General features: G+C 61.9%; 25 protein-coding genes. 15 read left to right on the top strand and 10 right to left on the bottom strand.

The features are described from left to right. Nucleotides 1-81: 81 nt before the first annotated feature. Nucleotides 82-945, bottom strand: coding sequence for a serine O-acetyltransferase EpsC (epsC, locus tag HAH_RS18390; RefSeq protein WP_014031211.1), 864 nt, complete (start codon nucleotides 943-945; stop codon nucleotides 82-84). A 151-nt stretch (nucleotides 946-1,096) separates the two neighbouring features. Here epsC and HAH_RS18395 point away from each other — a divergent pair, with 151 nt between their 5' ends. Further along, on the top strand, nucleotides 1,097-1,297 hold the full coding sequence (locus HAH_RS18395) for a hypothetical protein (RefSeq protein ID WP_008312239.1): 201 nt from the start codon (nucleotides 1,097-1,099) through the stop codon (nucleotides 1,295-1,297). 42 nt (nucleotides 1,298-1,339) lie between these two features. Here HAH_RS18395 and HAH_RS18400 read toward each other — a convergent pair whose 3' ends face one another. Next, nucleotides 1,340-2,233, bottom strand: coding sequence for a bifunctional methylenetetrahydrofolate dehydrogenase/methenyltetrahydrofolate cyclohydrolase (locus HAH_RS18400; RefSeq protein WP_014031212.1), 894 nt, complete (start codon nucleotides 2,231-2,233; stop codon nucleotides 1,340-1,342). A 317-nt stretch (nucleotides 2,234-2,550) separates the two neighbouring features. On the opposite strand from HAH_RS18400, the gene pabB reads away from it, so the two are divergent. Both pabB and HAH_RS18410 read left to right on the top strand, forming a co-directional pair. Continuing rightward, on the top strand, nucleotides 2,551-4,062 hold the full coding sequence (pabB, locus tag HAH_RS18405; protein WP_014031213.1) for an aminodeoxychorismate synthase, component I: 1,512 nt from the start codon (nucleotides 2,551-2,553) through the stop codon (nucleotides 4,060-4,062). Beyond that, nucleotides 4,059-4,631, top strand: coding sequence for an anthranilate synthase component II (locus HAH_RS18410; protein ID WP_014031214.1), 573 nt, complete (start codon nucleotides 4,059-4,061; stop codon nucleotides 4,629-4,631). The genes pabB and HAH_RS18410 overlap by 4 nt, the downstream gene beginning before the upstream one ends. A gap of 18 nt (nucleotides 4,632-4,649) precedes the next feature. Here HAH_RS18410 and HAH_RS18415 read toward each other — a convergent pair whose 3' ends face one another. Continuing rightward, nucleotides 4,650-6,506, bottom strand: coding sequence for a BCCT family transporter (locus HAH_RS18415; protein ID WP_014031215.1), 1,857 nt, complete (start codon nucleotides 6,504-6,506; stop codon nucleotides 4,650-4,652). A 102-nt stretch (nucleotides 6,507-6,608) separates the two neighbouring features. Beyond that, the gene (locus tag HAH_RS18420) at nucleotides 6,609-7,859 is read right to left on the bottom strand and encodes an NAD-binding protein (protein WP_014031216.1); all 1,251 of its coding nucleotides are present in this window, start codon (nucleotides 7,857-7,859) and stop codon (nucleotides 6,609-6,611) included. A gap of 172 nt (nucleotides 7,860-8,031) precedes the next feature. Here HAH_RS18420 and HAH_RS18425 point away from each other — a divergent pair, with 172 nt between their 5' ends. Continuing rightward, nucleotides 8,032-8,442 carry an EamA family transporter gene (locus HAH_RS18425; RefSeq protein WP_044952826.1) on the top strand — a complete coding sequence of 137 codons (411 nt, stop codon included), beginning with the start codon at nucleotides 8,032-8,034 and terminating at the stop codon, nucleotides 8,440-8,442. Nucleotides 8,443-8,532: 90 nt separating this feature from the next. After that, a complete protein-coding gene (locus HAH_RS18430) occupies nucleotides 8,533-8,913 on the top strand; it encodes a Rid family detoxifying hydrolase (protein WP_014031218.1) in 381 nt (126 codons plus the stop codon). 21 nt (nucleotides 8,914-8,934) lie between these two features. On the opposite strand, the gene HAH_RS18435 is transcribed toward HAH_RS18430, so the two are convergent. Beyond that, on the bottom strand, nucleotides 8,935-9,204 hold the full coding sequence (locus HAH_RS18435) for a hypothetical protein (protein WP_011222717.1): 270 nt from the start codon (nucleotides 9,202-9,204) through the stop codon (nucleotides 8,935-8,937). A gap of 178 nt (nucleotides 9,205-9,382) precedes the next feature. Here HAH_RS18435 and HAH_RS18440 point away from each other — a divergent pair, with 178 nt between their 5' ends. After that, nucleotides 9,383-10,906, top strand: coding sequence for an NADH-ubiquinone oxidoreductase-F iron-sulfur binding region domain-containing protein (locus tag HAH_RS18440; RefSeq protein WP_044952830.1), 1,524 nt, complete (start codon nucleotides 9,383-9,385; stop codon nucleotides 10,904-10,906). Then, nucleotides 10,903-14,214 carry a formate dehydrogenase subunit alpha gene (fdhF, locus tag HAH_RS18445; RefSeq protein WP_014031220.1) on the top strand — a complete coding sequence of 1,104 codons (3,312 nt, stop codon included), beginning with the start codon at nucleotides 10,903-10,905 and terminating at the stop codon, nucleotides 14,212-14,214. The genes HAH_RS18440 and fdhF overlap by 4 nt, the downstream gene beginning before the upstream one ends. A 240-nt stretch (nucleotides 14,215-14,454) precedes the next feature. Here the strand turns inward: fdhF and HAH_RS18450 are convergent, their stop codons facing one another. Together HAH_RS18450 and HAH_RS18455 are read right to left on the bottom strand one after the other, a co-directional pair. Further along, nucleotides 14,455-15,186 carry a creatininase family protein gene (locus tag HAH_RS18450; RefSeq protein WP_014031221.1) on the bottom strand — a complete coding sequence of 244 codons (732 nt, stop codon included), beginning with the start codon at nucleotides 15,184-15,186 and terminating at the stop codon, nucleotides 14,455-14,457. Nucleotides 15,187-15,390: 204 nt separating this feature from the next. Further along, a complete protein-coding gene (locus HAH_RS18455) occupies nucleotides 15,391-16,242 on the bottom strand; it encodes a CPBP family glutamic-type intramembrane protease (protein ID WP_014031222.1) in 852 nt (283 codons plus the stop codon). 561 nt (nucleotides 16,243-16,803) lie between these two features. Between HAH_RS18455 and HAH_RS18460 the strand changes: the two genes are divergently transcribed. Both HAH_RS18460 and HAH_RS18465 read left to right on the top strand, forming a co-directional pair. Beyond that, nucleotides 16,804-18,105 (top strand): S8 family serine peptidase, encoded by a 1,302-nt coding sequence (locus HAH_RS18460; RefSeq protein ID WP_044952832.1) that lies wholly within the window; start codon nucleotides 16,804-16,806, stop codon nucleotides 18,103-18,105. A 63-nt stretch (nucleotides 18,106-18,168) separates the two neighbouring features. Further along, nucleotides 18,169-18,786: an ArsR/SmtB family transcription factor gene (locus HAH_RS18465; RefSeq protein WP_014031224.1), complete on the top strand. Its 618-nt coding sequence runs from the start codon at nucleotides 18,169-18,171 to the stop codon at nucleotides 18,784-18,786. Nucleotides 18,787-18,973: 187 nt separating this feature from the next. Here the strand turns inward: HAH_RS18465 and HAH_RS18470 are convergent, their stop codons facing one another. Then, complete coding sequence (locus HAH_RS18470) at nucleotides 18,974-20,668, bottom strand: BGTF surface domain-containing protein (RefSeq protein ID WP_233425878.1); 1,695 nt, start codon at nucleotides 20,666-20,668, stop codon at nucleotides 18,974-18,976. Between the two features lie 348 nt (nucleotides 20,669-21,016). Here HAH_RS18470 and HAH_RS18475 point away from each other — a divergent pair, with 348 nt between their 5' ends. Together HAH_RS18475 and HAH_RS18480 are read left to right on the top strand one after the other, a co-directional pair. Next, the gene (locus HAH_RS18475) at nucleotides 21,017-21,295 is read left to right on the top strand and encodes a PRC-barrel domain-containing protein (RefSeq protein WP_008312209.1); all 279 of its coding nucleotides are present in this window, start codon (nucleotides 21,017-21,019) and stop codon (nucleotides 21,293-21,295) included. 357 nt (nucleotides 21,296-21,652) lie between these two features. Then, nucleotides 21,653-21,832, top strand: coding sequence for a hypothetical protein (locus tag HAH_RS18480; protein WP_023843008.1), 180 nt, complete (start codon nucleotides 21,653-21,655; stop codon nucleotides 21,830-21,832). 58 nt (nucleotides 21,833-21,890) lie between these two features. Here the strand turns inward: HAH_RS18480 and HAH_RS18485 are convergent, their stop codons facing one another. Then, complete coding sequence (locus HAH_RS18485) at nucleotides 21,891-22,385, bottom strand: hypothetical protein (protein WP_014031226.1); 495 nt, start codon at nucleotides 22,383-22,385, stop codon at nucleotides 21,891-21,893. 128 nt (nucleotides 22,386-22,513) lie between these two features. Here HAH_RS18485 and HAH_RS18490 point away from each other — a divergent pair, with 128 nt between their 5' ends. The 4 genes from HAH_RS18490 (at nucleotide 22,514) to HAH_RS19410 (ending at nucleotide 25,564) form a co-directional block, all read left to right on the top strand. Next, entirely contained in the window at nucleotides 22,514-22,981 is a 468-nt protein-coding gene (locus HAH_RS18490) for a metal-dependent transcriptional regulator (RefSeq protein WP_014031227.1), read from the top strand. A gap of 263 nt (nucleotides 22,982-23,244) precedes the next feature. Further along, nucleotides 23,245-24,309, top strand: a complete 1,065-nt coding sequence (locus tag HAH_RS18495) for a DUF2249 domain-containing protein (protein ID WP_014031228.1) — start codon at nucleotides 23,245-23,247, stop codon at nucleotides 24,307-24,309. A gap of 76 nt (nucleotides 24,310-24,385) precedes the next feature. After that, a complete protein-coding gene (ric, locus tag HAH_RS18500) occupies nucleotides 24,386-25,096 on the top strand; it encodes an iron-sulfur cluster repair di-iron protein (RefSeq protein ID WP_014031229.1) in 711 nt (236 codons plus the stop codon). Between the two features lie 213 nt (nucleotides 25,097-25,309). Next, complete coding sequence (locus HAH_RS19410) at nucleotides 25,310-25,564, top strand: hypothetical protein (RefSeq protein ID WP_225306823.1); 255 nt, start codon at nucleotides 25,310-25,312, stop codon at nucleotides 25,562-25,564. 73 nt (nucleotides 25,565-25,637) lie between these two features. Here the strand turns inward: HAH_RS19410 and HAH_RS18505 are convergent, their stop codons facing one another. Further along, complete coding sequence (locus HAH_RS18505; RefSeq protein WP_008312200.1) at nucleotides 25,638-26,228, bottom strand: TetR/AcrR family transcriptional regulator; 591 nt, start codon at nucleotides 26,226-26,228, stop codon at nucleotides 25,638-25,640. Nucleotides 26,229-26,375: the final 147 nt, after the last annotated feature.

Here is a 26,375-nt window from a genome sequence, read left to right on the forward strand (position 1 = left end):
CCGGTGACACCAGTCAGGCCCGTTTGTCCGACGAGTAGTGTAGTTTTGCGGTTTCAGAAACCGTGCGGTACCGTCGCAGTGTTATTTGGTTCGTTTCCGTTCCTGTGTCGGGTGGTCAGTGACGTACACTTTCGTCTCGTCCGGAACGTCGTCGGTGACCCAGGAGTTCGCCCCGATGCTGACGTGGTCGCCGACGGTGATAGCGCCCAGAACTTTCGTGCCCGCGCCGATGACGACATGGTCGCCGATGTCGGGGTGTCGTTTGTACCCCTTTTTCAGTCTGTGTTCGTCGCTCTCGTCGGCCTCGAAGTGGAGCGCGCCGAGCGTTACGTCCTGATAGAGGCGTACCCACTCGCCGACGGTCGTGGTTTCACCGATGACGACACCGGTTCCGTGGTCGATGAAGAAGTAGTCGCCGATTTCAGCGCCGGGGTGGATGTCGATACCGGTCTCAGTCTTGGCGTATTCGGTGAGTTCGCGAGCGTACTCGGATGCCCCGGCCTCGTAGAGTGTGTGTGCGACCCGCTGTACGAGTATCGCCATGAAGCCCGGATAGGACCGGATTATCTCCATGTACGTCTTCGCCGCCGGATCGCCTTTGAACGCGGCCTCGACGTCTCTTTTGAGTCGCGTTCGAATTGCTGGGAGCCGATTGATGACGGCGTCGACCGTCTCAGCGGGGTCAGATCCGGCGTACGGTCTGATACCGGCAAAGAAGAGGCCACCAAGGGTGTCGAGACGGTCCAGCACGGCGAGTTCGTCCCGGACCAGTTCAGCGGCGTTCCAGCAGGTCGGGAAGAACAGTCGCTTGAGGATGTCGACTTCCGGCCGTCGGTGTTCCCGCCGCGGAAACTCCATCTGTGTCTGTGTGGGAAACGGCTCTTCGTCGGCCTGGTATGCCTCGAACAGTTTCTCGTGTGTGTCGCCCGTGTAACAGTAGTCCATATCGGATGGTTGGGCTGAACCATCTTAGTTCTGAAACAACAGTTCTCTCTTTGGCTATATGTTGTGTTCTCGCTGGCGCAGTAGAACTGCAAACGAGCAGCATCCCACACTGAGAGGTAGCTATTTGAGACTGGCTTGTCATCGAGTCTGTATGAACGGCGAGTGCTACTTCTGTCACGGCATCGTCTCCCCACCGGAGGAGGGCCACATCTGGCTGCGTGAGCACGACAGCCACGAGGTGTATATGCACGAACAGTGTGCTAGCGGCCACAACGTCATCGAAGGGGGGCAGAACCCGGCCGGTGAACTCCTGATTACGTGCCCGGAATGTGGCGAAGTCGAAACCGTGTAGCAATCCACGCAGGTAGCCCGGCGGACTGCCAGCGCGCCCATCCTACGGGAGTGAAATATCGACGCCGGACTGCAGGCTGGCGGCTTTCACGGTGTTGTACATCAGCATCGCGATGGTGAGCGGGCCGACGCCGCCCGGGACCGGCGTGATGGCGTCTGCCTTCGCTTTCGCGCTCTCGAAGTCCACGTCCCCGACGAGTTCGTACCCCTTCTCCGTGTCAGCATCAACCCGGTTGATGCCCACATCAATAACTGTCGTACCCGCCGAGAGCATCGATCCGTCTATCATTTCCGGAACCCCGGCGGCGGCGATCACGATGTCGGCGTTGCGAGTCTTTTCGGCCAGGTCGTCAGTTCGGGAGTGACACACAGTTGTCGTCGCGTTTCCGCCCGGGCCGTACTGAATGAGCAGGTTCGCCATCGGCTTGCCGACGATGTCCGAGCGACCGACGACAACGGCGTCTTTCCCCTCCGTCTCCACACCAGTTTCGGCCAGTATCTTCTGTATTCCGTGGGGCGTACAGGGCTTGTATCGAGCATTGCCGGCGACGAGCCGGCCGACGTTTTCGGGATGGAACCCGTCGACGTCTTTCATTGGATCGATCCGCTCCAAGACGTCGCGCTTGGGAACGTGGTCGGGGACCGGCATCTGGACGAGAATTCCGTGGACGGCCGGGTCCGCGTTCAGCTCGTCGATGGTCGAAAACAGCGTCTCAGCCGGTTCGTCCGCGCTAATTTCGTAATGGAACCCCTCGATGCCGATCTCCTCACAGGCCTGTTGTTTCATCGAGACGTACGTTTCACTCGCGCCGTCGTCGCTCATCAACACCGTCGCCAGCCCCGGTGTGACAGCCTCGCCGACGAGCGTGTCCGTGCACGCCGCGACGCCCGCTGTGATCTGGTCGCCGATTTCGTTGCCGTCGATTATTGTAGTCATTATTGCTGTGTTCGCTATCGGCCCGGGAGTCCCCGGTCAGGCGTCCGGAGTGGGAACCGCTGCTGGACGGTCGGCTGTCGGGGCTGGGCAAGCGTTCGATACTCGTCTCAACCCCCGCCGGAATAGTCGGCGATGGGGAATAATCCAGCCTTTGAAGTGACATCGGCTATTCGTCCAGCGTGCAACCACAAGCGGTCGACAATTCGACAGTATTTCGGGTAAAGGGGCGAGGTACCGAAGGTTTTTGTCCGAACCCGTGGTTGGTCTACACAACCATACCGGGAGGCATCGCCCTCTCATCCGGGAGCAACTGCACTATGAGTGAGATTCGGTTCAGCACCGACAGAGAATCGTTCATCGAAACCGCGAGGACCGCAGCGGACGGCGCTCGCGTGCCGGTCGAAGCGCGCGTCACAGTCCCTGACCCGTTCGAGGCGTATCGCCGCGCCCGGGACGGGAACACAGACGGCTTCTACCTCGAGACGACCGGCGGGCAATCCGGCTGGGGGTACTTCGGCGTCGATCCGGTCGAGCAAATCGAAGTCTCTGCGAGCGCGACGCCCGCACAGGACGGCGGGAGTCCGAGTATCGAGACCATCGACGAGCTACTCGACCGCGAACACCTAGAGCGCGGCGACTGTACGGTTCCGTACCCGTGTGGCGCGTTCGGCTGGCTTTCCTACGACGTGGCACGGGAACTGGAAGATATCCCAGAGACTACCGTTTCGGACGGCCTCCCACGGCTTCAGTTTGGCGTGTTCGACTGCATCGCCGCGTGGGAGGAGCCACACGACGGCGACGTCGAGATACATGTAACGGCCTGTCCCACCGTCGACGGGTCGGCTGAATCGGCATTCGAGCGTGGCCGGACGATGGCCCGAGAGCTAGCACAGGACGCCATCCACGGCGAGAAACACGTCCAGTCCCAGCCAACCGCTGCGAGTCAGGCCACGTTCGAGAGCGAGTGCGGCGAAGCAGCGTTCGCCGACCGCGTCCGGCAAATAAAACAGTACGTCAGGGACGGCGACACGTTCCAGACAAACGTCTCACACCGGCTGACCGCCCCGGCGGCCGTCCACCCGGTCGACACCTTCGACGCCGTCCGTCGGGTGAATCCGGCTCCGTACTCAGCCCTGCTTGAGTTCCCCGGCGTCGACCTTGTCAGCGCCAGCCCGGAGCTGTTGCTGGACGTCGATGGCGACCAGTTGCTTACGGAGCCGATTGCCGGAACGCGGCCGCGAGGCGCGACGCCGTCCGAAGACGAGGACCTTGAGGCAGACCTCTGTAGCGACGAGAAGGAGCGGGCTGAACACGCCATGCTGGTCGACCTCGAACGCAATGACCTCGGCAAGGTCAGCGAGTATGGGTCCGTCGACGTCGCCGAGTACCGCCGCGTCGACCGGTATTCCGAGGTGATGCACCTCGTGTCTCTCATCGAAGGGGAATTACGCGACGACGTGAGCATTGCCGACGCGGTCGCAGCCGTGTTCCCCGGCGGAACCATCACCGGCGCGCCGAAGCCGCGGACGATGGAGATTATCGACGAGGTGGAGCGGACCCGACGAGGGCCCTACACCGGCAGTATCGGGATGTTTGGTTTCGACGATCGAGCGACGCTGAACATCACGATCAGGACGCTGGTTCACTACGACGGCGAGTACCGCCTCCGCGTCGGGAGCGGCATCGTACACGACTCCGTTCCAGAGGCGGAGTACAGGGAGACACTGGACAAGGCCCGGGCGCTCGTTACTGCCGTCGACGAGGCGCTCGGCGAACAGGGGTCGTTCGCCGTCGAATCCGAGACCGAACCGATGGAGGGGATGCGATGATACTCATTATCGACAACTACGATTCCTTCGCCTACAATCTGGTCCAGTACGTCGGCGAGTTCGACGATGTCACGGTCCGCCGGAACGACGCTATCGATGTTGAGGGCATCCACGAACTCGACCCGGACGGCATCGTCGTCTCGCCGGGGCCCGGGACGCCCGCAGAGGCCGGCGTGTCCATCGACGTGTTCGCCGAGACAGAGTACCCGGCGCTTGGCGTCTGTCTGGGCCACCAGGCGCTCTGTGCGGCCCACGGGACTCCTGTCGGCCACGCGCCGAGCGTGGTCCACGGGAAGCCCTCGGAGGTCCGCCACGATGGAACGAGGCTATACGACGGGATCAACGACCCGTTCGAGGTCGGGCGGTATCACTCGCTGGCCGTTGAGGCGGCAGCGCTCCCGGACGAGCTGGAGGAGACGGCCTACACCAACGACGAGCAGGGCGTCGTGATGGGCGTCCAGCACGCCGAGAAACCACACATCGGCGTCCAGTTCCATCCGGAGAGCATCCTCACTGACGCCGGGAAACAGATCGTCGAGAACTTCTGTACCGGAATCGCCGAGGCCTGAAACCGCAGCGCCCGCGGTTTATTTCTTTTCTGGTGGGTCCACATCGTGATGCGTCTGAATGTCCGGCAGTTTCCTGACGGCGCGTCGGAAGAGGGAGGTGTGGCCCTGCTCGTCCCGGTACCAGGTCACGGTCAGCCCGCCGACCGCCACAAGTGATATTACGGCGAACGGGCCGCCAGTCAGGACGGCCAGGGCCTGAAGCGTCTCAGCACCACCGAGAAGCAACACCGAAACGGCGACTGAACCCTGAAAAATACCCCAGAAGACGATATGCGTCGCCGACGGTGCCATCCCCCGTCGCGTTGCCAGAACAGAGACGACGAGCGTCGAGGTGTCCGCCGACGTGGCCATGAACACGATGATGAGCGCGAGAAACAGGAACATCAGAAGCTGTCCAAGCGGTAATGACGCGAACAGCGGGAAGCCGGCGACCGCCTCCGAACCGCCACGTTGTGCGATCGCGGCGAGAATATCGGCCTGCCCCGTCTGCTGGATGAACAGCGACGTACCACCGAGCAGTAGGAACCAGACCATCGTCGCCGCCGAGGTCGCAACGACACTCGTGAACACGACAGTTCTGACCCGGCGACCGCGGGAGAGTGCGGCGATGAACAGCCCTGCGAAGGGTGCCCACGAAAACCACCACGACCAGTTCCAGACGGTCCACGCCGCGACCCACTGCCCGCCCGTGTGAAGACTCAACGGAACGAACTCCACCACGTAAGTCCCGAGTGCCTGCGTTCCTCGCTGGAGAATGAACAACCGTGGACCGACGGCGGCGATGAGAAGCGCGAACAGGCCAAACAAGACGATATTGAGGCCGGCGATGCGACGGATGCCACGGTGGATCCCAGTCGCGCTGGAGACAACAAATATCAGGGTCAAGCCGCCGACGAACAGGACCGGCCCGACCTCACCGGCTGCCACGTCCCACTGGTAATTGATCCCGGCGAGGAACTGCTCGCTCACGAGTGCGACCGAGGTGGCGATGCCCCCGATAGTGGCAAAAACGGCCAGCGTATCGACCAGTGTGGCCCAGGCCGAATCGAGCTCATCGACACCGAGCAAGGGGGCCAGCACTGTCGAGACCCGGAGCGGAGCGCCCCGCGTGAACGCGAAGTACGCTATCGGGACGCCGATGACAGCGTATGCGCTCCAGGCCGAGACGCCCCAGTGAAAGAGGGTGTACACAAGCGCGCCGTTGACGGCGCCCGGCGACCCGGCTGCTGCCCCGATGTACGGCGGTGGCTGGTCGTAGTGAAACAAGGCCTCAGTGGGGCCCCAGAACACCAGTCCGGCCGCGATGCCGGCGGTGAAAACGAGCGTAAAGTATGTCGGATACGTGTAGCTTGGCTCCGTGTCCGGACCGCCGAGTTTGATTTCGCCCCAGGGCCCAAGCAACAGAAACAGACAGTAACAGACCGAGAGGAAGACCGCGGCGAGAAACAGCGGGCCGCCGCCGCGAAGGACTGTGGCAGCAGCGGCGTCGACGGCACCCGTCGTCCGGGCAGGGAATGCGATCTGGAGCCCGAAGAACGCGGCGAACACGAGCACCGGGAACGCGAGGATGGCTGGCTCGTGCTGTGTGAGGAACTCTTTGATGGCCCGTCTGACCTTTGTCCGCCGGACGCGGAGCAGGACATCGGCCGCGGCCGGTGCGGTGTTGTCTTCGGAGTACGGAAGCAGCGCGATGTAACACAGTCCCGAACTGAAAAACACGAGGGCGATAGTCAGCCACGCTGGACCAGTCACGGCTTCGCCGACAAGCGTCGGAAAGAAGAACCCCGCAAGCACGAGCGCCCCGGATGCGGCACACAGTGTCACCAGTAGCCGGCCGACGATCTCCGAAATGCCACTGGCGTCTGAGGTGGCCATGCGTCGATATTCAGTATCGAATACATATATTACTATCCCACAGCGCGCTTCAAACTGGAGTCAGGGCGTCTCGATCCTGTCGGTGGCAGGCTGCAAGACAGTTTACTCGGGGGCGTCGGCTTCGGGTCCATCGCCGTCCGTCTCGATTCCGTCCAGCAGTGCTTCGCTCGACCCGCGGCCCAGCACCGACTGGCCCAGGAGCCGCCCGCCGATAGAGCGGGGATTGATAACTTCGTCCGCCCCGACAGCGCGGAACTTTTCGACGTGTTTCTCGGCGGTCGCCGCCGCGACTGTTCTGATGTCCGGATTGACGTTTTTCGTTGCGATGACCGCGAGCACGTCGCGTGCGTCGTCGTTACTCCCCACCACAACGCCACTCGCAGTCCCGACGCGTGCATCCCGGAGAACGTCCTCGTCGGTTGGGTCGCCGGTGAGCAGGTTCACGTCCTCGCTCTGCAGCGACGCGACGGTTTCCTCGTCGGGCGTGACGACGACGACCTCCGTCTCGTCGCCCAGCTCCTCGAGCAGCGATGCCGTAACGTCTCCGTACCCCAGAACCACGATGTGGTCCTCGAGAAGTGTGAGTTCTGATGCTGTCATGACTCCGAACGCTGTCGCCATTCTGGATTCGATAGCGGGGCCAATGAGCGCGCCTACGGCGACGGTGAACGCGCCGGTTCCGAACAGGATGATAGAGAGCGAGAACCACCGTGCTTCCGCTGTCACAGGTGTGATATCGCCGTAACCAACCGTCGCGATTGTGACGACGACGTAGTACACGGCGTCGCCCCAACTGTCGAGTTCGAGGAACTGGCCTCGCAGCCCGTAGGCACCCACGGTCCCGTAGAGAACGACGCCAAAAATCGCCGACAGCGATGCGATCTGAATCGGCGAGAGGTCAAGAGACTGGTCGAACCGGTGACGGTTGCGGACCAGCAGCGGGTACGTGACCAGCGTCAGCAACAACAACGGGATATCAGTTGGCTGAAACGTGGTAAGCGGCAGTACTACCAAACCGAGAAGCACGACGGCCGCCACGCGCCACGCGAGTTGTTTGCGCCGCTGGAGCCCGACCGTCACGATGCCGAGGACGAACGCGAACAACACCCCACCGAACCTGACGAACGGTAGCGGAAGGTCGACGACGGCGGTCAGCGGGCCATTAAGTGCAAGCGACGCCTGACTCAGATTCGAAAGGCCGGTCACGAACGCCAGCAGCGCGACCGTCCCGGTCAGGACGACCGTCGGTTTTGCGCCGGATAGCTCGTCCCACTCGACGAACGGGACTCTGTCAGCCGGATAGAACACGTCCTCCAGCGTCCGGTCCGACGAGTCTTCTGGGACGTTAGCCATTAGCATACTTTTGTCGGAGTCAATATAAAAAACACGCGGCGAGCGGGCACCGAACTCAAGTCAGCGGGCCACATACGACCAAATCAATGCGTCGATTGCACGAGCATGGGTGTCGCCGTTCGCCAAGGACGCTTAGAGAGAGTTGGAGCCGACTCATCTGGAGGGCGGACAGATGAACGCCGCCGTCCTGTTCGGACTGGGAACGATGATAGCCTGGGGGTTCTGGATAGCGTTTGGCAACGTCGCGTCAAGTACAATGGACCCGGAGACCGCGGCGTTCGTGTCCTACGCCGCTGCAACGGTCGTCACCGGGATATACGTCGTTGTCTCAGACGCATCGTCCGTCGTCACGAACCGGGGGATGATGTTTGCCGGCGCGGCGGGCGTCGCGGCGGCCGTCGGCGTGGTCTCGACGTTCGTCGGCGTGACTGTGGGGCCCACGTCGATCGTGTCCACCATCGGCGGGATGTACTTCATCACTGCCGCAGTCATCGGCGTTATCGCGTTCGGGGAGTCCATGACGTTGACGAAAGCCGCCGGCATCGGTCTGGCGCTGATAGCGATTGTCGTCATCAATCAGTGACTGGACACAACTGGTTGGCTTTCGAGAACGTTGTGTGAGTGTCCCCCGTCACAGCAGGGGTTTATGAGATGGGGGCAGGTACGGCCGGATATGAAGCGCGTAATCAGCACCGACGAGGCACCGGCCGCGGTCGGCGCGTACAGTCAGGCAACGTCGAACGGCGACCTCCTCATCACCGCCGGACAGCTCCCGCTAACGACAGACGGCGAACTCCTCGACGGCGAGCCAGTCGCCGACCAGACGCGGCAGTGCCTTCACAATGTCGCGGCGATTCTGGAGTCAGAAGACCTCTCGCTGGACGACGTACTCAAGACAACCGTCTATCTCGACGACATCGACGACTTCGACTCGTTCAACGAGGCCTACAGCGAGTTTTTCGAATCGGAGCCACCGGCGCGGAGCGCCGTCGGCGTTGGTGCGGTCCCGAAAGGTGCAGCGGTCGAAATCGAAGCTATCGCGACCACCGAGTAGCGAGCGCGGCCGTTCCGTATCTTATCGCAACTCCATCTGTTCTGCTCGCTCTGCGGCGAGCGTCGTCAGTTCGTCGACGCTACTGTCCGAGCGGTCCGCAAGGACGCGAAGCAACATTCCGAGCTGTATGGCCGCTGCCTCGCGGAGTTCGGCCGCCTCCTCGGTGTCGTTACCGAAATAGTACTCGTGGCGGCCGTCCTCGTGGATAATGCCGGTGTACACCGAGCGCAGGTCGGCCTCGGTTATCGCGGCTGACGCCTCCGTCTTGACTTCCTCGAACCGTGGGTTCATGATTTCGATTGGGGGTAACGTCCCGCTGCCTCATTGTTTCAGCGGAACGACTCGGCCAGCGCTGTCCCATTATTGTGTAAGCAAGTGATATGTTGTGTGGGTCGATGACGCCACTGCAACCAGTGGTCCCGGGACCGCTCGGCTGGGGTTTTTAATCGTTCAACACGAGGCACAGAGTATGACACGGGAAACCACGGCCCTCGCTCATTCGACCGCCGTCCGGGTGTCGACGGACGGCCGATCACAGAACGGGGACCGGGTCCTCGCCGCGGCGCGGACGACGGCGGACTCGACACCGGTCGTCAGGACAGGGCCAACGGGCATCACAGCAGCCACACCGCTAGTGATGGTTACACGTAGCGGACGGACAGCCTTCTACAGCGACCCGTCACCGGCGACCGTCCGTGACCTCATCGACGAACTGGAAGCGGGGACAGTACCGACAGCCGATGCGGACGCTGTCGTCGAGCACGACCCCGAAACGGCGTCGCTCCCCGCCCCGGAGCGTGGCCCGCTCTCAGTCGGCCGCCGCAACGTACTGGGCCCCTGTGGCTGGGTCGCCCCGCTTTCGCCGGCCGACTGGTCGTTCGTCTCAACCCAACGGACCGCCGACGTTGCAGCGGGAGCCGGGCTGCTGGGCCGCGGTCGCGGGGACGCCGCCGCTGACGAACCGGTCGCCGATACGTGGGAAACAGCCAGCGAAACCGACGGTGACCCAGTGGTCGTCTGTAACGCCAACGACGCCAGCGACCTCCCGACGGGCGACGACACGCTCCTGTCCGGCACACCGATGGCAGTCCTCGACGGGATTGCGGCGGTCGCTGAGTACGTGGACGCTGGCGACGCTGTCGTCTATGTAAACGAGTCGGAGACCGACTTGCAGGCGCACCTCCGCGAGGCAATCGACGCAGCCGCCGACACCCTCCCTGTCGTTCCACAGTTGGTAGCCGGCCCGGACGAATTCCGCGCCGGCGAGCCCACGGCGGCGCTCGAAGCACTGGAAGGGGCCGACCGCGTAGAACCGCGGCTCCAGCCGCCATCACCGGCCAAACGAGGCCTGTACGGCCGCCCAACAGTCGTCCACACACCGCGGACGTTCGCGCAGGTTCAGCGAGCCGTCGCCGAGCCCGATAGCGTCGACGCTGACGCCGCTGACCCCGGAACGCGAATCGTGACTGTCACCGGCGACGTTGCCAACCAGGCGACAGTCGAACTCAGGTCGAGCGCAAGCCTCGCGGCGGTTCGCGAGGCAGTCGAGATGGACGGTTCGTTCAAGATGGCCTGTGTTGGCGGCGTTCTCGGCGGTGTCACTCGCGGCCTCGACATGGCACCGACCGCCCAGTCTCTCCGAACCGCTGGCCTCGGCACCAACGGCGTCGTCGAACTGTTCGACAGCGATCGATGTACCGTCGAGACGGTCGGAAAACGGGCACGGTTCGCGTCGATGGAGAACAGCGGTCGGTGCGTCCCCGGCCGCGAGGGGACGAAACAGCTCGCTGAACTCCTGCGCGACATATACGATGGCTCGTTCGAGAGCGACAAGATACGTGAACTCGGTCGCGTGATGCGTCAGTCGAGTAACTGCCAGACCGGCGCGCACGCGCCGCGGCCAGTGAGCACAGCCATCGACGAGTTCGAACCTGAGTTCCGCGCTCACACCGACGGCCACTGTCCCAGCGGCACCTGTACGGAGAAACTATGAGCACAGATAAATCGATTCCACGAGTTCCGGACCTACACGACCCACAGCCTGAGACGCCAGTCACTCACGAGTTCGAGACCGGCACCGCCAACGACCCCGACGTGGGAACCGACACAGACGACCCGACGACGCTTACCGTCGACGGCGAGCGGGTCACGGTCGCCCCGGGGTCGACCATCATCGACGCGCTGCAGGACCTCGACGACGATATCGTCAGTGTCGACCCCGGTGCGGAGGGCGTCGAAGACGACGCCGATGTTCCGGCCCTGTGTTACTACGACCGCGATGGGGACTGCAGCGACGAGATCGGCCCGCGCAGCGAGTGTCGCACCTGCATGGTCGAGACCGACGAACACGGCCTCGTCCCGTCGTGTTCGTTCCCCGCCGAGGACGGCCTCACCGTCTCGACAGACACCCCTGACGCCGAGGAGGCCCGTAGCGTCAATCTCGACCTCGTGCTGTCGAACCACAACCTCCGGTGTACCACCTGCAGCGGCAACGGCCGCTGTGAACTGCAGGACGCCGCCATCAGCGAGGACGTCGACCACCCCCGCTACGGCGTCTTCGACGAGCGCGACCAGTACGAACCCATCGACGACACCTCCTCGTTCATCCAGATCGACCGTAACAAGTGCATCCTCTGTAACCGCTGTGTCGACGCCTGCAACGACGTGCAGGTCGAGGGCGTCCTCCGTATCGAGGGCCACGGCGAGGACACCCGTATCGGCTTCCAGTCCGACGCCGAAACCATGCACGACTCGGAGTGTGTCTCATGTGGCCACTGCGCCACCGTCTGCCCCACTGGATCGCTGACAGAGAAGGGCATCGACGGCGCGGCGACGCTCCCGTTGCCCGGCTTTACCCAACGAAACTCCATCGGGAAAGTCATCGAGCACGAGGACGTCGAGACAATCGACGACACCACAGCACCGAATCGCGGATTCGAACCCGACGACCCGAGAGCGGCGAAGGGGAAGCAAGGCCTCGCCAGATTCGCGTCTGCGGCGAAACGGCGGGCCGGCGACATCGCCAAGGACTACGGGAAGAAGGCGTTCCTCGCCGGCGAACACACCGCCGAGAGCATCGCGGCGAACACGATGCCCGAGGGCCGACTGTTCGACATCGCCAGCGCGGTCAGCGACTACCGCCTCTCGAAAATCGACAAGCAGGAAACGACCTGCGGGTTCTGCGCCGTCGGCTGCCGGTTCGAGATGTGGGGCAAGGACGGCGACTCGCTCGGCGTCGTCCCGGTAGATGACCCTGACAACGCGCCCGCGAACAACTTCTCGACCTGCGTGAAAGGGAAGTTCGGCCACGAGTTCGCCAACAGCAAACAGCGGGTCACCGAGCCGCTGCTCCGCAACGACGACGGCGAACTCGAACCGACGACCTGGGAGGAGGCGCTCGATTATGTGGCCGAGCGCTTCACCGAGATTCAGGACCAGCACGGCATCGACTCGCTGGGCTGTCTGGCCTCCTCGAAGGGCAGCAACGAGGAGGCGTACCTCGTCCAGAAGTTCGCCCGGCAGGTCCTTGGCACGAAGAACATCGACAACTGCGCCCGGCTGTGTCACTCCTCGACAGTCGCCGCGCTCCAGCAGACGCTCGGCTACGGCGCGATGACCAACCGCATCAACGAGGATATCGGCGAGGCCGACGCCTACCTCATCAGCGGCTCCAACACCACGGAGTCACACCCGGTGCTCGCCACGCGAATCAAGCAGAACGTCCGCGACGGGGCCGACCTCGTCGTGTTCGACCCGCGGAAAATCGGCATCGCCGAGCACGCCGACCAGTACACCCGGACCAATCCCGGCTACGACGTGGCCTGGCTCAACGGCCTGATTCGGTACATCATCGAACACGACCTCCACGACGCGGACTTCATCGAACGCAACACGAGGAACTTCGAGGAAGTCAGGGAGAAAGTCCAGGCGTTCACGCCCGAGAAAGTCGAAGACCTGGCGGGCGTGTCGCCGGAAGAACTCGCCTCGGCGGCCGAGACACTCGCCGAGGCCGACAGCGTCGTCTTCGGCTGGGCGATGGGGATGACCCAGCAGAGCCACGGCACGGAAAACCTCATCGCGATGGCCGACCTCGCGCTCGTCCTCGGGCAGGTCGGCAAGCCGGGAGCCGGCCTCTCGCCGTTCCGCGGCCAGAACAACGTGCAGGGCGGCGGTGGCGACATGGGGACGCTTCCGGGGAGCTTGCCGGGCTATCAGAACCCAGCCGACGACGAGGTCGGCGAGAAGTTCGCCGACGCGTGGGGCGAGCGCCCGCCCAAGGAGCCCGGACTCAAAGTACCAGAGATGCTCGCCGAGGCTCACGCGGGGAACCTTCGGGGAATGTACGTCGTCGGCGAGAACCCGGCGCTCTCGGAACCCGATATCCAGCACGCCGCCGAGGCTCTGGAAGACCTAGAGTTCCTCGTCGTGCAGGACATCTTCATGACCGAAACGGCGGAGTACGCCGACGTGGTGCTCCCTGCGGCCACGTCGCCGGAGAAACACGGCACGTTCACCAATACGGAGCGACGCATCCAGCGGGTTCGACCCACGTCTGAGCCGCCGGGCAAGGCCCGTCAGGACTGGGAAATCACGCAGGCGTTGGCCCGTCACCTCGGCTACGACTGGGATTACGACCACCCGCGGGAGGTCATGGACGAAATCAACTCGCTCGCGCCCATCTACGGCGGCGTCACGTACGACCGGCTCGAATCCGGCGAAGAACATGGCCTGCAGTGGCCTTGCTGGGACGAGGACCACGATGGCACGCCGTACCTCTATGACTACGACGAGGGGAACTTCAACTTCGAGGACGGGAAGGCCCGCTTCGTTCCCGCCGACGGCGGACACCCCGGCGAGATTCCCGACGAGGAGTTCCCGCTGACGCTTACCTCCGGGCGCGTGCTGTATCACTGGCACACAGGACAGATTACCCGCCGTGTCGAGGGGCTGATGAGCCACGTCGGCGAGAGCTTCGTCGAAGTACATCCCGAGACGGCCGAGAAGCTCGGCATCGCCGACGGCGAGTACGTCCGCGTCGAGTCCCGGCGGGGCGATATCGTCGTCAAGGCACAGGTCACCGACCGCGTCGGCCCGGGGACGCTGTTCATCCCGATGCACTTCGCAGCTGGCGCGGTCAACAAGCTTACCGGCGAGACGTTCGACCCGACCGCCGGCATCCCCGAGTACAAAGTGTCGAGCGTCCGCGTGGAAGTCCTGGGACCGGAAACGGACGAAGCGGTGCTCCGGACGCCAGACGCCGGTGGGAAACAGATCCGGAAGCGAGGGGCGGGCGACGACTGAACCGGGGCGTCCGCTTCCAGCCAATACGTGGAATCATGAGCTGTCCCACAAGATACACCAACATATTTTGCATATACAACCATATCTGATTATGATCTAACTCTAAATACTAGATTTGGACATATATTTAGCCATACTAACGACATCATAGACTTTTGACTGAGAAACGTGTGTGAACTCTGTTGAAGACTGACCAAATAGTGTAATTTTAATATAAGCTGTCTGCTCTTGGCTCAGCTCTCACTCGCGCGGTCCGGCCGGTCGGTCCGCGATCTCATCGAGGAGGTCGACGAGAGACTCGGTCGCCAGCTCCAGCAGCGTCTCCCCGCGTTCGGCGCTCCCCTCCCGCGGGTCACCGACGACACCGTTTTCGGTGAACTCGTCTGAATCGAACGCGAGGTTGACGCCGCTTTGCCACTCCCCCCAGCCGTCGCTGCCACCGTCCGCGGCCTCGTCCAGTCGGTCCTCGTGGACTGTTTCGGGATTCATATGCCGGAGCAGCGAGGTCTCCAGCGGCCCGCCGTGACCCATGTCGGCGCTGTGGTCACCGACCGCGTCGAACCACGTGAACGGGACGGCGAAGGCCTCGTCGTGGCGGGTTATCTTGCCGGACACTTCCCGCAAGGCGTCGATGTTGCCGCCGTGGCCGTTGACCAGCACCACATGGTCCCAGCCGTGGCTGGCGAGGCTCCGGACGATGTCACGGACGTAGGACCGAAACGTCGATTCGGAGGTCCACAGCGTGCCGGTGAACGCCCGGTGCTCCTCGGCGACGCCGACGGGGACTGCCGGTGCGACAACGACAGGGTCGTCGTACCGCTCGGCACCGCGTTCGGCGACCGCCTCGGCGTCGAGCGTGTCCGTCCCGAGCGGCGCGTGTGGTCCGTGTTGCTCCGTGCTCCCGACGGGAAGCAGCGCCAGGCTCGTCTCGACAGCCGCCATATCAGTCCAGGTTTCCGTCTGTAGATCCATGGTCACGTCTCTGTACGAAGCGGAAATAAAGCCCAGTCTCTCTCCGCCTGTTACGGTTGGTTGCCATCTACACAAAGTGGAACACGTACGGCCCGGACCACACCTCAACTGCGGAGCGACTGCTCATACTGCCGGCTGTAACTATTTCAAGAGATTCGCCACCCCGAAGTGGCGAGATTCTTCACAGACGTACAGCCGGCAGTATCAGTCCCCGGTCGAGGCAGGGTTGTTCCGCCGTGACCAGATCAGCGGTGTCCCGCCGGATTCGACCACCCGAACAGTCAGGTAGACAAGCGAGACGATGGCGGCATACTCGATCACACTCGCTACCAGATGTAGCTCGGTCGGGATATGCACCGATACGATTACCGGCGGCTGATTCATCGATGCATGGAACAGGGCGACGAGCCAGAGGTTGCCCGTCAGTGCGTATACGCTCCCGTAAGCGAGTCCCATGAGCGTCAGTCCGAGGAGTCTGGCTGCCAGCGCGGAACCGACGCCGTGCCCCGATGCGAGAAACCACCGCGGGAGATGAAACAGAGCAAATAGGACTGCGACAAGGCCGATACCAGCCAGCACCGCACGCCGAGTCGCCCCGCCGGCCAGCCTCGTGAATTTCTCCTGCAGGTACGTGCGAAAGAGGAGTTCTTCCGGGATCGCAGTGAACAGAAGCGAACTGAAAAGCGCCGCGAGATACAGCAGCGGGTGGGCAGCGGTTCTCGACAGCGAGGCGTCGAACCCGGAGATCCCACCCACCGCGAGGGCGACCGCAACAAGGTTGTACAGTCCCCAGAACGCGATGACCACCCCGATCACGGGTATCAGTGTGCGAACAGGCGGGAGCAGAGAGCGCGGTGAGACGGTCTCAATTCTGAGCGCACCAACGGTGAGTGCGACGAGGAAGACACCCCAGAGCATTCCCAAGACGGGCGGCGGCGATGCGCCGGGGGAGATGATCACCAGTCCGGAGAGGACGACAATTACCAGGAGGTACGCTACAACGGGAACCAACGGCCCGCTGCTGAATCTCGGCAGGCCAATATCAGGGCACAACATCCAGTCGGAATCCGATGGCCGACCCAAAATTATCTTCCATCTCGCAGTCCGGTGCAAATCCGTCGACGACGAGTACCAAGGTGTGTGAATCGGCCACAACCCACAGCTCTCGACGTTTAAAACCAGTTTTTAGTCTCTGGTAGCTTTAGTATGCTCCCGACCGACGGGGCAAACGCCGGCGACCGCCTGAGACGGTTCCCGGCTGCCAGCGCCCTCCCCGTATGCCGCCGGTTTCCACGAATCGGAATCCATCCCAGTCCGGGTGTCCACACGGCAACGGGCACACCCCGCCCTCCCCGTTGTCGACTGCTCAATTAACAGTGCGTTGGTACTACAGTTGAGACCCACACCACAGACCGAAAGTAACCATGAAACGACGTGTATGCCGGTTATACTGTTGCTATGTGAATGTACGTGCGTCGGTTTTCACAGGCGACGTGTTCTGCGATATGTATCACCGAGCAGCCGGACATCTCGGTACGGCACTCGATTCCCGGGCAGTGTTCGCTGAGAGACTGGCTCCCCACAGACCGACGGGCGTATCGCGGCAGGTGGTCAGCAGTGCGTGATCGGACTGTGCTGCTACTGGCCGTCGTCGCAATCGTATCACTCACTGGTAGCATCGCAATGCTCGCAGTGACAGGGCCAACAGACTCCCGCCCGGACAGGGCCGATGCCGCATCAGTATCGGTGTCGGACGGAGCAGCCGGCCGGTTCGCACGTCTCCACACGGCCGGGGTCACAGGTTCGAACGTCTCGGTCGGCATCGTCGATCCGACCGGATTCGATACGGAGTCAGAAACGATTGCCGGACAGGTCACCGAAACACGGAGCTTCGGCGGTGGGTCCGTAGACGACACACGGGAGGCACACGGAACCGCGACGGCCGCCGTCGTGTCGCGGACCGCACCGGACGCCGACCTCTATCTCGCCCGGGTCGATAGCGTCGACAGTTACCGACAGGCAGTCAACTGGCTCGTTCAAGCGGATGTCGACGTGATTGTCGCACCCGTTTCGTTCTACGGGCAGCCAGGCGATGGAACCGGACCGGTCGCCCGGAGTGCGACGCGAGCGACGGAGAGTGGGTCAGTGTTCATCGCCCCAGCCGGTAATCTCGCGCAATCCCACTGGTCGGGGCAGTACACGTCCGAGGACGTAAAGAATCGGACGGTCACGTTTACCAACGGGAGTCGGGAGAATTACGTTCGAGGCGGGACCGAAATCACGGTCTGGCTCTCGTGGGACCGGGGCCACGCAGACGAGGAGTACACAGTCGAACTGTACCGGACGAACGGAACCGACTCCCGTCTCGTCGCCCGCTCACAGCCCTACCGCGGTGACGATGTACCAAACGAGCGTATCGTTGCCGACGTCAGACCCGGCGACTACTATCTCGTCGTTCGAGGGCCAGCATCGCCGACTGGCGCGCGGCTCCGGCTCGTGTCACCGACGCACGACCTCCAGCACACGACGACTCGGAACAGCATTGTGGCTCCGGGCACGGCCCGGAAAGCCATCACTGTCGGGGCGTACAACAGCCGTATCGACCAGCTCGAACCGTTCAGTTCACGAGGCCCGACAGTCGATAACCGGGTCGGCGTCGACGTCGTGGCCCCGGATAGACAGTTCGCCGCCGCAGCACCTGACGGCTTCGTCGGCTCTTCGGCCGCAGTCCCCTACGTCGGTGGCACCGCAGCCTTGCTGCTGGATGCAAACGAGTCGCTGTCCCCCCGCGAAACCGAACACCTGCTGGAACGGACCACGAGAGACGTGGGACGACCGGGACTCGACAACGGAACCGGCCACGGGGCGGTCGAGCCAGTCCGCGCGGTCCGGGCTGCACAGAACCGTACTGATGGTTAAAACTCGTTTTAACCCAGCCACAGACCTTTGAAGAGTGCCGTATCATATATCCGACAGTGACCCATGTCGAGCCCTATCGAAACGTTACAGGAGCGGACCGGGACAGCAGACGAATCACCGCGGGTACTCGGTGTTGCGGAGAACGAAACCGACGACGTTCTCGACGCTCTCGCATCGGACACCAGCCGGTCGCTGTTCCGCACGCTGTACGACGAGCCTGGAACGCCGTCCGAGATAGCGGACCGGTGTGACACGTCGGTCCAGAACGTCCACTACCACGTCTCGAATCTCGAAGACGCAGAGCTCATCGAACCGGTCGAGACGGTCTACTCCTCGAAGGGTAACGAGATGACCGTGTACGGTCCCGCAAGCGATCCGATTGTGCTCGTCGGCGACCGAGACCTGGAGCCGCGTCTCCAGCAGTCGATGGCTGATGTCGTCACTGGGCTGGGACTCATCGGCTTCGCGAGCCTCTTCGTCCAATGGGGCGCGGAGAAACTGGCGACCGCGACCGCAGGCGACGGGGTTTTGGCTCCGGCGAGTCCGAACGCAGGGCCGGTCAGTGGGACGAACGCTGTCGCTAGATTCGTTTTCGAGGTCATCGAACCGGGCCTGCTGTTTTTCTGCCTCTGTCTCACGGTGCTTGGTATAGCCGCCCTACTGGTTGACGGGCAAGCCTGAGCGAGTTCCGTAGCCGAGCCGACACTTCCGCTGCGGCGATCTGCGGGCAGGAAAGCATCGCTCACTGATCTAGCCCCAACGATAACGGTATAGTTTGGTCAATAGGGACGATCACCCTGATAGAAAAGCCGACTTGCTGTGCCCCGATACTGCTTCGAAAAGCGGCCTGCGGACGTCAGGCGAAGCGTCAGTTCATAAGAGACCGCAGGCAGATCCCCACACCAGCGATGGCGAGGATGCCACCGACGGCGAGAGCGCCGGTACCGATTCCGAAATCACCGTCCTGTGACTGCCCTGGGGCCGGCGTTTCGCCGGTAACTGAATCGACGCCGTCGGAGGACGCATCCGCAGACGAGTTGGTGCCATCAGTGATCAGTAGCGTGCCGACCGCATCGGGTTCGTCGGCCGCCTCGGTCCCGCGAAACAGCGACAATTCATAGCTCGCCGCGGCGAGTTGCGAATCGAGGGCGACCTCCGAACCGGACTCGACTGCGACGGCGTCGGCGTCCGCCGCGGTTTCGAGGGTGGGTTCGTCGTGGCCGGCCGCCGTGGTGTCGAACAGGAGGACGACACGATCATCGCCGTTCCCGTCGCGGACGGTCGCATTGATCTCGTAGTTGGTGGCCGGGCTCCCGATAGAGACAGTGGCCGCGTCAGCGGTTGCGAGGACGATTGGAATCCGACCGGTGTCCCCCTGTTGAACTCGGGACACCGATTCCTCGAAACCGAATTCGGCTGTCTCCTCGACCTCGAACTCCTCGTTTGCCGTCTCGTTTCCTTCGATAATGAGCGTCCCGACGGTCGGCGAATCGTCGGTCGTGCCGTCGAACACGCGGTAGGTGTACGCGGCGGGGGCAAGCGTCGACGGGAGTTCCGGCTCTGTCGCAGTCACGGTGAGCGAGTCGCCGTCGTCCGCGACACTGAGGGTCTCCGCGTCGGTGCCGGCAGCCGCGGTGTCGAAGAGGACCAGCACCTCACCGTCCTCGTCGTCGTCGCTGACAGTCGCGTTGATCTGATAATTGACTGCCTCGCTGCCGACGGAGAGCGTTTTGTTCCCGCCATCAGTCATCGAGACCGGAATTTCAGCGGTTTCTCCCTGAGAGACCGTGACGACGTTTTCGTCCTCGTCAGTCTCTGTCGGAGTCTGGATATCCGGTACCGGGTCAGTACAGTTGCTGTCGCACTCAGCGACGGTTCCAGTCCGTTCAAACAGCGTGTCACCGTCGACGTGCGCGGACAGTTCGTAGGACGTGTTCGCCGGCACCCCAGACATGTCGAACTGGGCGACGAACGTCCCATTGGGCTGCACTCTGACCTCTCTTTGTTTGAGAAACGGGGACGACGCATCTTCCGACACAAGTCTGACAGTCATCTCCGTCCCGGATTCCAGCGTGGTCTCCCCGGTGATAACCTGTTGGGGATATGGATACAGCGGGAAGCTGTCCTCTGAGACCGTAGCCTGTTGTTTAGCAGCTACCCCCGGCTCTGCCGCCGCTGTGGCGTCAGTACAGTTGCTTTCGCACTCTTCGACGGTTCCATTACGTTCATACAGCTTGTCAGCGTCAGCATAAGCGGACAGTTTGTAGGATGTGTTCGCCGACACCCTAGACATGTCGAACTGGGCGGCGAACGTTCCGTTGGACTGCACTTTGGCATCTCTTTTGTAGACAAACGGGGACGACGACTCTCTTGACACTATTTCGACAGCAATCTCCGTTCCGGGGTCCAGCGTTGTCTCCCCGGTGACCACCTGCTGTTCGTCTGAGTGCAGCGGGAAACTGTCCTCTGAGACCGTGGCCTGCTGCTCCGCAGCGGCCAGCCCCGGAGCCGTCGCCGTTGCGGCGATAAGCACCGCGGCCAGCGCCACCGACCGAACCCTCACAGAACCACCTCCCGCAGAGCGGGCAACTGTGCATGTATTCGAGGGCGATACTGCAGACAGTACTGGACTGCAGATGGAGGGCAATTCACTGGCATACGATTAGCAGTTACGGTGGGACTGAAAAACCGTCTGCGATAGCTTAAAACCACGTTGAACTCGGCAGTACTAATCAGCTTGGAGGGCCGGCGAGGCCGCTCTGCTGCAAACGGTCATCTCTGTTTTGCCATTTCAGCGTCGGCGATGTTCATGCCATCAACATATGCAGTCGTTTTGCAATAAGAGACGACAGGGCGTGGGAAGTTGGGAGAGATCAGTATTTTTATGGTAATTTCGGGATGAGTGACTAATATGCGAACGGTCCTCGCAAACCAGCTCTCCAACGTCCGGGTCGTGAGTACCGATGGCCGCGAAGTCGGCACACTGCAAAACATTACGCTCGATACAGCTACGGGAGAACTTCAGACGATTGTCATCAACAGCGAGGTTCAAGAGATATTCGGCGTTGAGCGGGATTCCGACGGCGACATTCGATTGCCGGCGTCCCTCATCGAATCGAAGCGGGACCACCTGACCATTCAGCCGCCGACAGAACAAAGTGTCGCCGGCGGCGATACTGTGGACTCGTAGGCGACCCGTCGGCTGTTCAAACGGGCCGAAACGAATGCGGTTGGTAGTTGAATGTATTCGATTGTCGCTGGCTGATGGGGACGAGCGGCGACGAGATTACAAGGTGAGTTTTGCGAGTTTAGAACGCCCGTTCTGTAGTTCAAAAGCGTGCTTCCGTCGGCGTCAGTCGATAATACGAGGGCTCCGCCCCAGTCGGTGGGACCCGAATCACCGTCAAGAGGGTATCCCCGACCAGCCACAGCTATAGTAGCCGTTGGAAATCGTTTCAATTGTTACTATAATTCGGTAGCGGTCTGTCAATGCAGACACGAACAGGTTCGGACAAATGCTCTTTTTTACAAATAGCTGAAAGGGTCTATGGAAGTACTATCGCCTGCACAGAACTATCCCGGCGTTGTCCTCGGTGTCCTCTGTGCTGGTGTCGGAGCCGTGTTGCAGGGCGTCGAAAGTAGCGTTCTATGGGGTCTTATCGGGTACTTTGTGGGCAAATCGATACAGAGTACGCTGTGGACGATTACCGGCGAACGGACCTCGTGACCCGAAGACAGTCGGCGCGAGATGCCGACTCGGCCGTGGTGGCGGTCCGTAAAGCCGACTACCCGTTTCGCTTGAAGCTGGCGGCAACCATTGCGGTCAAGACGGCGAGGACGAGCAGTTTGACAGCGACAAGGTGCCCAATCGGTGAAGCGAGCAGCGCTAGAGCGGACAACCCGATGAGGCCGGCAGTCTGGTAGACGCCGGTCACGAATACGACCGAGATAACGACGGGGAGGTGGCGGCGGAACGCGTGTGCCTGTGGTTTCAGCGCCTCACCGGCGTCGGGTCGGGACCGTACTGTCGGCAAGACGACGAAGTTGTGCCACATCGCGCCGCCGAACCACAGCGAGAACGCGCCGACGTGAGCGAGCCGGACCCCCCAGTCCACGAGTGTCGTCCCCGTTTCCACCCAAGCGAATCCAGCAAGCGAAACGAGGCTGGCGAGGAGCAGCGTGGACCGAACCGACACCGCCCGGCGAGTCGGCGAGCCGTCAGCAATACGTCTGATACCGAGCAACGAGATCGCCCCGTTTTCACCTTCTCCCGTACCCATGAGCAACCCAGTTTTAGGCACACCTAATCAAAACCCTGGGGCCGGAGATGTTCGGTCGATTTCGTACCCGAGACAGAGCGAAGGGGTTCGGGACTACACTTTCCGCAATAGCTGAGAGACCAAGAGATATGTCCTCAGAATCGCAAACAGGGTCCGCTTCGTCGCTCACGCCGTCGGTTTCCGATATCGAGCGGAGCGCAGGCCGATATCTCTTCGCCGTCTCTGTCCTCTCGGAATCTCCCACAGAGCGGGTTTCGACCGGGGAACTGCAGGAGTTCTTGAACGTGACCCCGGCCAGCGTCACGGAGATGGTGTCGAAACTCGACGAGCGGGGACTGGTGGACTACGAAAAATATCAGGGAGTGACGCTCACGGATCGCGGGGACGCTCTCGTGACGGAGGTTGGGTGGCGTTTCTGCGTCGTTTCCACCTTCTTCGAATCGGTGTTAGATACGACCCTCGACGAACAGACGGCGTTCGATATCGGCTTCCTCCTCCCGAAAAACGGTGTGTTTCGTCTCCGAAGTCATGTGGGTGGAGCCTGTCTGGGCCACTGTCCAGAGGCAGGCGGCGACGGCGAGCAGTGCGTTCCATAGACGGGGAGTGGTGTCAGCACCCGCTATCGAATCCCTCGCCGATTCGGAACCGCCCGTTCCACGTCGTCAAACAAGTCAGCGGAAGACCGTGACGGCGAACGTATTAGCGAGCGGATCCGCGGCCCGTTCTCAGTCTCGAAATGGGTACGACAGTGACGGGATACCCTGACTGGGCACCGTGCAATCGGTGGAGCGATCGGGATGCTGCCGAACCCCTTCGGGACAGGTGACATCAGTCCACTTGTGTACCATCCAGTATAGAGATGCCAAGAGAGATTCAGTTGCGAGACCAGTCGGAAAGACAACGCCGTGAACAGCTCTTCGACGTACTGTCGGGAGCCGAGGTCGGTGATACCATCGAAGTCGTGGCCGACAGGGATATCGACCCCCAACTGGTGCGCTACCAGCTGGAACAGGACCGGTCGCTGGAGTGGGAATACGCACATCCCGACGTAGAGCCGCGAGAGCTGCAGGTGACCGTCGGCGAACCGCTCGGGGACGAGTCGCACCCCACAATCGACGTCCGTGACCTGAAGCCACAACGACGACACGAGGCGCTTCTGGATATCTTCGACGGTCTGGCGGCGGGTGACGGGTTCGTCCTCGTCAACGACCACAACCCCAAGCCGCTGTATCACGAGCTCAAATCGATGCATGGGGACGTAATCGAGTGGGACTACACGAGTCAGGGCGGCGGCGAATGGCAGGTCGAGATCGTCAAGACCGGCGATTCCGAGGCCACCGGTGAAGACATCGTTACGCGGTACGACGTCCGCGAAATCCCCAAACAGGAGCGGCATCCGACGATCCATCACCGATACGGAATGATACCCGAGGGCGGGACGATGGAACTCATCGCCCCACACGAGCCGCGGCCCCTGCAACGGGAGTTCAGACAGCGGTACGGCGACGCGTTCGCCTGGGAGGTCGTCGAATCTGAGCCCGGCCGCTGCCGCGTCCAGATCACGAAAACTGAGAGGACAGGAGAGTCCGGTGAATCGGATACCGCTGCAGATGACGGGTCGGAAGCCCCATCTGACGACGAGTCAGTCGAGATTACCGACGAACTCGATGTCAGAGATCTCCCGCCGGCACAGCGACACGAGCAGATCTTCGAGGCGTACGCCGAACTGGACACCGGGAGCGGATTCGTGCTGGTGAACGACCACGACCCCAAGCCGCTGTACCACCAGTTCGAGGCCGAGGCGGGCCCGGAGTTCCGCTGGACCTACCGCCAGCAGGACCCCGGTGAGTTCAGAGTCCTGATCGGAAAGGCCGAGACGACCGTCGACGAGTCAGCCGACGAAGAGACGGAGGTCCCGTTCTGACCATGGACTACGGGCCCAAACGCCGAGAACAGGGGAACAGAGCGCTCCCTACAACGAACGCAAGTAACAGCTACCAATGACTGAACCAATCGATCCGGACCGACCGCTCGGCGCACTCGTCAGAGAGAACCCGGCGTTCGCTCGCGTCTTCGAAGCAGTCGGGCTCGATTTCTGCTGTGGCGGTGACCAGATGCTCCGGACAGCCTGTACCGAAGCGGACCTCGATCTCGATGCCGTCCGGGAGCAACTGGACGAGGCGCGTCGAAAAAGGGAGGAGCGCGGGGACGAATGGGAATCGATGACTGCCCTCATCGAACACGTCGTCGACAGCCACCATCAGTACCTCCGCGAGGAGCTGCCAGCCCTGGAACAACTCGCTGAGAAAGTTCGGAGCGTCCACGCGGAAGAGCATCCAGAGCTGGCGGACATCGAGCGGGAAGTCCTCGAACTGGCCGAGGAGATGCGTCAGCACACGACAGAGGAGGAACAGGACGTGTTCCCCGTCATCGAGAAGCTCGACAGCGGAGACGAACTCACAGGCAAGGAAAGAGCGCGTCTGGACGAGGCGCTCGCGGACCTCGAATCGGACCACGAAGCGACGGCCGAGCACCTCGAACGGATCGCAGAGCTGAGCGACGGGTACGCGGTTCCGGACGACGCCTGTCCGAGCTATCAGAGCCTGCTCGAACGACTCGAAACACTGGAACAGGACACACATATGCACGTCCACAAGGAGAACAACGTCCTGTTCCCGCAGGTCGAATCACGGCTTGCGGGCCAAGTCTGACGGTCAAAAGGCCGATTGGCAGCCTTTAGAGTCCTGCTCATCTCCACCCAGGATTTGTCAACTAATCATTCCGAGGTGTCGAACACGTTCGTGCAAAGCATTTTCGTGTACCTGGTCGCAGTCGGGCCTGAATGTGTTTAGGTAAGCCTAAAAATGGAGGACAGACACAGCCCAGAACCCGCCCTCAGCCGTCACAGAGGAGGTGCAGTGTTCGTGATACGTGACCATATTCGGCATCTCCGTCACGTCATCGACGAACAGTCGCTGTCCATACGAGGCGTGATAACACTCGGAGCGTTGCTCTCGCTCCCGATATTCGGAACTGGTGTCCGCACCCTGGGCAGTTCCCTCGGCCTCGGTCGACTCGTCGTTCCGTTGCTAGTCCTCGCGCATGTGCCGGCCGTTATCGCGCTAATCGCCCTCTGGTCGATAGGCTGTGACGTCTGTGGAACCGAGGCTTCAAGGTAACGATAGCCGGTGTCGTCAGGACTCTGTGATGCAGACACACGGTGGCTGAGCGGTGGCGGTACAAGGTGGCTGGTTACCGTAACATCGCGTCGGCGTACTCACTCGCCGTCTGTCGGGCTGTTTCGAGTTCCTCGGTGTCATCCAGCATCACGGCGCGGGTCCGGGCACCGTCGATGATCGTCAGCAGCGAACGGGTAACGTGATCCGCGTCGACGTCGCTGAACACACCCTCGTCGATCCCGTGATTGATGACCGCCTTGAGCATGTACCGAATGTACTCGTCGTTCTGTCGGAACCGGTCGCTGAACGCCTCCTTGTACGGTGCTTGACTCCGCATCTCTAACAGGGCGACCGAGAGATCGGGGTTTTCCTGGGGTTTGACGAGCAGTTCATCGAGCAAGATTTCCAGTCTGGCTTCGGGGTCCGTCGTCTCGACGTCGTGAATCGAATCGACGAACCGCTCCAGCAGATAATCGAGAAAGGCCGCAAGAAGGTCGTCTTTCGTGTCGTAGTAGTAATGCACTGCAGCCGTCGATTTGCCGTACTCGTCCGCGATCCGTTTTATCGTGAGATCGGCGTACCCGTGCTCGCGCAGCGCCCGGTAGGTCGCCTGCATTATCTCCTCGGTCTGGTCCGAGAAGGTGCGGTCCGATGGTCCAGCCATTGAGTAACGGTTTCACCTACGGTTGGATAACCGTTGTGACCCGCATAACATTGAGTACATAAATTATTAGTTAGTAAGTTTTTATCCGCCAGAATAGACGTAATCAATGCCAATCGATCACTTTGTGGATTTCAAAGCGTTTTTGAC

The organism is Haloarcula hispanica ATCC 33960, from assembly GCF_000223905.1.
Classification (GTDB): domain Archaea; phylum Halobacteriota; class Halobacteria; order Halobacteriales; family Haloarculaceae; genus Haloarcula; species Haloarcula hispanica.

Coding starts and splice junctions, on each gene's coding strand:
- epsC (WP_014031211.1), bottom strand. CDS start 945: ATGGACTACTGTTACACGGGCGACACACACGAGAAACTGTTCGAGGCA.
- HAH_RS18395 (WP_008312239.1), top strand. CDS start 1,097: ATGAACGGCGAGTGCTACTTCTGTCACGGCATCGTCTCCCCACCGGAG.
- HAH_RS18400 (WP_014031212.1), bottom strand. CDS start 2,233: ATGACTACAATAATCGACGGCAACGAAATCGGCGACCAGATCACAGCG.
- pabB (WP_014031213.1), top strand. CDS start 2,551: ATGAGTGAGATTCGGTTCAGCACCGACAGAGAATCGTTCATCGAAACC.
- HAH_RS18410 (WP_014031214.1), top strand. CDS start 4,059: ATGATACTCATTATCGACAACTACGATTCCTTCGCCTACAATCTGGTC.
- HAH_RS18415 (WP_014031215.1), bottom strand. CDS start 6,506: ATGGCCACCTCAGACGCCAGTGGCATTTCGGAGATCGTCGGCCGGCTA.
- HAH_RS18420 (WP_014031216.1), bottom strand. CDS start 7,859: ATGGCTAACGTCCCAGAAGACTCGTCGGACCGGACGCTGGAGGACGTG.
- HAH_RS18425 (WP_044952826.1), top strand. CDS start 8,032: ATGAACGCCGCCGTCCTGTTCGGACTGGGAACGATGATAGCCTGGGGG.
- HAH_RS18430 (WP_014031218.1), top strand. CDS start 8,533: ATGAAGCGCGTAATCAGCACCGACGAGGCACCGGCCGCGGTCGGCGCG.
- HAH_RS18435 (WP_011222717.1), bottom strand. CDS start 9,204: ATGAACCCACGGTTCGAGGAAGTCAAGACGGAGGCGTCAGCCGCGATA.
- HAH_RS18440 (WP_044952830.1), top strand. CDS start 9,383: ATGACACGGGAAACCACGGCCCTCGCTCATTCGACCGCCGTCCGGGTG.
- fdhF (WP_014031220.1), top strand. CDS start 10,903: ATGAGCACAGATAAATCGATTCCACGAGTTCCGGACCTACACGACCCA.
- HAH_RS18450 (WP_014031221.1), bottom strand. CDS start 15,186: ATGGATCTACAGACGGAAACCTGGACTGATATGGCGGCTGTCGAGACG.
- HAH_RS18455 (WP_014031222.1), bottom strand. CDS start 16,242: ATGTTGTGCCCTGATATTGGCCTGCCGAGATTCAGCAGCGGGCCGTTG.
- HAH_RS18465 (WP_014031224.1), top strand. CDS start 18,169: ATGTCGAGCCCTATCGAAACGTTACAGGAGCGGACCGGGACAGCAGAC.
- HAH_RS18475 (WP_008312209.1), top strand. CDS start 21,017: ATGCGAACGGTCCTCGCAAACCAGCTCTCCAACGTCCGGGTCGTGAGT.
- HAH_RS18480 (WP_023843008.1), top strand. CDS start 21,653: ATGGAAGTACTATCGCCTGCACAGAACTATCCCGGCGTTGTCCTCGGT.
- HAH_RS18485 (WP_014031226.1), bottom strand. CDS start 22,385: ATGGGTACGGGAGAAGGTGAAAACGGGGCGATCTCGTTGCTCGGTATC.
- HAH_RS18490 (WP_014031227.1), top strand. CDS start 22,514: ATGTCCTCAGAATCGCAAACAGGGTCCGCTTCGTCGCTCACGCCGTCG.
- HAH_RS18495 (WP_014031228.1), top strand. CDS start 23,245: ATGCCAAGAGAGATTCAGTTGCGAGACCAGTCGGAAAGACAACGCCGT.
- ric (WP_014031229.1), top strand. CDS start 24,386: ATGACTGAACCAATCGATCCGGACCGACCGCTCGGCGCACTCGTCAGA.
- HAH_RS18505 (WP_008312200.1), bottom strand. CDS start 26,228: ATGGCTGGACCATCGGACCGCACCTTCTCGGACCAGACCGAGGAGATA.